The following is a 4224-nucleotide window of genomic DNA, read 5'->3' as shown; positions in this document are numbered from 1 at the left end:
CGCGCAGAGCATCGAGCTGATGCTCAAGTCCGAGAACTTCAACACCTACACCACCGACCTCGGGGAAGAGGGTGTCGATCTCGGTAAGCTGTACGACTACGACATCATCCTCCTCGATCTGAACCTGCCCGACATGTCGGGCTACGAGGTGCTCCGCTCGCTGCGCGTGGCGAAGGTGAAGACGCCGATCCTGATCCTGTCCGGCATGGCCGGCATCGAGGACAAGGTGAAGGGCCTCGGCTTCGGCGCGGACGACTACCTCACCAAGCCGTTCCACAAGGACGAGCTGGTGGCGCGCATCCACGCCATCGTGCGCCGCTCGAAGGGTCACGCCCAGTCGGTCATCACCACCGGCGACCTGATCGTTAACCTCGACCAGAAGACCGTCGAGGTCGGCGGCGCCCGGGTGCACCTCACCGGCAAGGAGTACCAGATGCTGGAACTCCTCTCGCTGCGGAAGGGCACGACGCTCACCAAGGAGATGTTCCTGAACCATCTCTACAGCGGCATGGACGAGCCGGAGCTGAAGATCATCGACGTCTTCATCTGCAAGTTGCGCAAGAAGCTCGCCAACGCCAGCCAAGGCAAGAACTACATCGAGACCGTCTGGGGCCGCGGCTACGTGCTGCGCGAAGAACCAATCGAGACGCAAAGCATAGCAAGCTGACTATATCTCAAGTACTAAAAATTATAAATATCACAATCTCATTTTATCAGCGCTAATCAATTTCTCGCACCAGAACGAGGCACATAAAACGGCCTCGCTGGAAGGCCGCTTAAGTGCGACCGCTAGTTATTGCGAGCCAAGACCGACTCAATAGCTCCGCCCCCAAAACCGAAATCAGCCAACCGGTATGAGAGTTGCGCGAAGCCGCCGTAGCGCGCAGTCTCGAATTTCATCGGGCTGGGTTGTGCAAAGGGGAAACCCGTCGTCTGGGCTTTGTCAGTCTGCATCCGCCAGTAACGTCCTCCGACACCAATGCTGACCGACGGCGTCAGGTCGTAAGAGACGATCCCTTCCAGGAAATAGCCATCGCCGCGCCCTCCTTCAGGGCCAGGATTGATATCGGGTCGGTTCCAATGGCGGTCGACGCCGTCGAGAGCGACAACTGGAAGATAGGCACCCTCGAGGCTCAGCCGAACCCGGCCAAACCGCGCCTCACCGATCACGCCCACACGCATCGCATTCCACTGCATATTCTCGCCGAGGGATTTTTTACTATTCGGCTCTGGTATGATGCAGCTGGGATGCGTCGCGACCTGACGACAACCATAACCGTTGTACAACTCCGATAAATACTGATAACCTATAAATCCTCCGATTTTAAAATCATCCCTACGAAGCACATCATAACCAAAATCAATTACACCATAACTTACATCTCCGTCTTTAATAGGGTGGAGTGTTTTAGAGTAGGGGTTATAGCTGGGCGGGTAATCTTCATCCGAGAGGCGTCCACCCGTGACACCACCCGACCCGAGGAAGCCCTTGGCGAACAGGCCCGAGGGATTGTGCTCGAGCCGAGCAAAGCTCTCCCCGGCATGGGCCTGGGCATCCTTATAGATGAGGCGTGAGTTGGCCTGTCCCGGAACAAAGGAGTCGCCGAGCGTCTCACGCGGACTGCCGGAACTATAGAAGTAGCGCGCGCCACCCTCGAAGCCCCAGATTGGGGGACCGATCGGCCCATCCAGTGGCAGATTGGGTCGTCCAGCCGAGAACCGATAGTTGAGGCCGACGCGGGCCAAGAAGCCATCCGTCGCAATGCGGGTGCCCGCGCGATAACCAAGCAGTTCACCGCCGCTGGTCTGGTCGGGCACAACGGCTCGGGACCCGAGATTGTAATAGAGGCCTTCGACCTTGGCAGAGAGACGCTCGCTGAACGCGTGCTCGATCCCCATACCAGCGACGTAGCCAAGGCGCACAGCACCACCGCGGCCATCAAATGCTGCTGCCGGCGCCGCGTCCGGCTTGATTGACAAATTCAGATTATTATCAATACGAACATGACCTACCGCAAGGCCACCGGTGACGTATATAAACGTCTGGTCGATAGAGAAGCCGATTTTGCCGCGGAAAGTTGCAAGATCGTCGAGTCTTTGTCCGGAATGGGCAACACTGTCGAAAAATACGGAGCCGTCGACTGTCTTGAAATTGCCCTCTTGACGGCCGTAGCCCCACAGCCGGGTGAACTGGTAGTCCGCTGCAGCACCTGCGACCAGACCCGAGGGTGTCTGCCAGTTGTAACCGACCTCGCCACCACCGATGAAGCTGGCATCCGAGGCACGCCAGGACGGAAGGATCGGACACTCCGGTGCGCCCGCTTGCCTACCAGGCGCCGTACAAATGAATTTGGTATTGCTGTCCAGGCTTCCATACCCGGTAAAAAGGCCAGCATAGGCTCCCGTCCAGCTAAAGATCGGCGGGACAGGATAATTCAGTCGAGCAATCGGAGACAGATCCGCCGCGCTCGCAGTTGTCGAGAGAAGGCTCAGCAGAAGGCCTACACCCGTCGTCCGATACATAGTCGTCCCCCCGGCTGAGCAGGGGAGACCCCAGAGCTCGGCCAAATTGGTAAAAAATCGTGGTTAATATATTCTTAAATGTGATGCCCTGAATTATGGCTCCAGACGCCAGATCGATTTGTGCCAATGACAGTTTCTCAGACAACTTAAGATCTGAGTGAGAATGAACGTCATGTCTTACAAGTCGCCCTTCTCTATGCAACTCAAAAGTGATTATTTTCGAAATTTCTCTATTTATAGCTGTTGCTACCATGCAATCAGGGTCAATGCGTCCCAAAGTACGCCATTCAACGTCTCAGATTGCGATCACGGCCCGGTCTGTGGCGTCGCGGTAATAGTTTGCTTGAGGCGGCTCTGCTCAAAGAGGCGAAATTCATCGCATCAGGATGCGAGGGGTAGTTTGCTTTGAGCCATCATTCTCACATGGAGCATCGCTCAGCTGCATCCAGCGGTCACTGGGCGAGAATGATTGGGATGGCAAAACACCGCTCGTCACATCACGGCTTGATGCTCGGTTGCTCGCTGTATGCACTGGCGGCCGGCCTGAATTCGGCCGCTGCGCAGAATATGCCGACACCATCACCCTCGATTTACGGGCTTTCGGCAACCGATTTTCAGCAATGGGATGCATACAAGCGAAACTACGTCCTCTCAACTATTAATGCCTCTACTGCTTATGCTCGTGGATTTACCGGTTATGGGGTGACCGTTGCTATCATCGACACAGGACTTGACGCAACACACCCAGCATTTATCGGCCGGGTATCAGATTTATCGTATAATTTTATAGACAATGCAGCCAAACCGATCTTCGACGCGGGTACTGGACATGGGATGGGACACGGGACAGCGGTGGCAAGTTCACTTGCTGCCAACCCTTGGAACAACTCCCAAGTTATGGGAGTCGCTTTTGAAAGTACAATTATGTCACTTTTTGGCATAGCTCAAGCAGATGAAGCGATATCTTACGCTGCAAACAACGGCGCCAGGGTCCTCAATGGCAGCTACGGATACACATTTGAATATGATTATTCATTTCAAACCTACAATGTAAATAGAATTGAACGTTCCTACACTGCCGCTAGCTTGGCCGCCAGCAAAGATGTTCTGATGATTTTTTCCGCTGGAAACAATCATAGCGAAGATAATGGCGATAATTATAGGAACGCTAGCAGCAATTCACTACTTCCTTATATCAGCCCAAAAAACAATGACGGCAGCGTTTATCGCGTTTATAATTCGAACTCGCAACGGGTAGACGGGCAGCTAGATTTTTCAAGCCTGAATGGATTTATTGTAGCCGCTGTAGCTCTCAAGAAAGACGGGTCCATTGCTGATTATAGCAATTTGTGCGGCGTGGCTGCTGCATGGTGCATCGCAGCGCCAGCCGACGATATAAACGTCGCTTTTCCACGTGACAAACCTAATAATAATGGAGAATACACCGGATATTCTTTCTGGGACAGAGGCGGAACATCTTCGGCTGCTCCCGTAATTTCTGGTGCCGCGGCTGTTCTGCGTCAGGCGTTTCCGTTCCTGACCGCGCCGCAGATCGCCCAGACCATGTTCACCACCGCCACCCACCTCGGTGACGGCCCCGCCGACAGGCCGAACAGCGTCTTCGGCTGGGGCCTGCTCAACCTCGGCAAGGCCATCGACGGGCCCGGCCAGTTCACCTCCGACTGGACCGTCAACACCACC

Annotated in this window: 3 protein-coding genes; 2 read left to right on the top strand and 1 reads right to left on the bottom strand. The window is 54.9% G+C overall.

All coding sequences use genetic code 11. The features are described 5' to 3' along the window. On the top strand, positions 1-667 hold a 667-nt coding region (ctrA, locus tag ACTJK8_RS32125), incomplete at its 5' end, for a response regulator transcription factor CtrA (RefSeq protein ID WP_440763190.1). A 122-nt stretch (positions 668-789) separates the two neighbouring features. On the opposite strand, the gene ACTJK8_RS32120 is transcribed toward ctrA, so the two are convergent. Further along, positions 790-2523, bottom strand: coding sequence for an outer membrane beta-barrel protein (locus tag ACTJK8_RS32120; protein WP_440763189.1), 1734 nt, complete (start codon positions 2521-2523; stop codon positions 790-792). Between the two features lie 474 nt (positions 2524-2997). Between ACTJK8_RS32120 and ACTJK8_RS32115 the strand changes: the two genes are divergently transcribed. After that, positions 2998-4224, top strand: a 1227-nt coding sequence (locus ACTJK8_RS32115) for a S8 family peptidase (RefSeq protein WP_440763188.1), incomplete at its 3' end; no start/stop codon positions are given.

Source organism: Methylobacterium sp. 22177 (assembly GCF_052045615.1).
Classification (GTDB): domain Bacteria; phylum Pseudomonadota; class Alphaproteobacteria; order Rhizobiales; family Beijerinckiaceae; genus Methylobacterium; species Methylobacterium radiotolerans.
Note: the sequence above shows the minus strand (reverse complement) of the source record. Positions and strands in the feature narration are given on the sequence as shown.

Excerpts from the sequence above, each read along its gene's own strand:
- ACTJK8_RS32120 (WP_440763189.1), bottom strand. The coding sequence starts at position 2,523 with ATGTATCGGACGACGGGTGTAGGCCTTCTGCTGAGCCTTCTCTCGACA.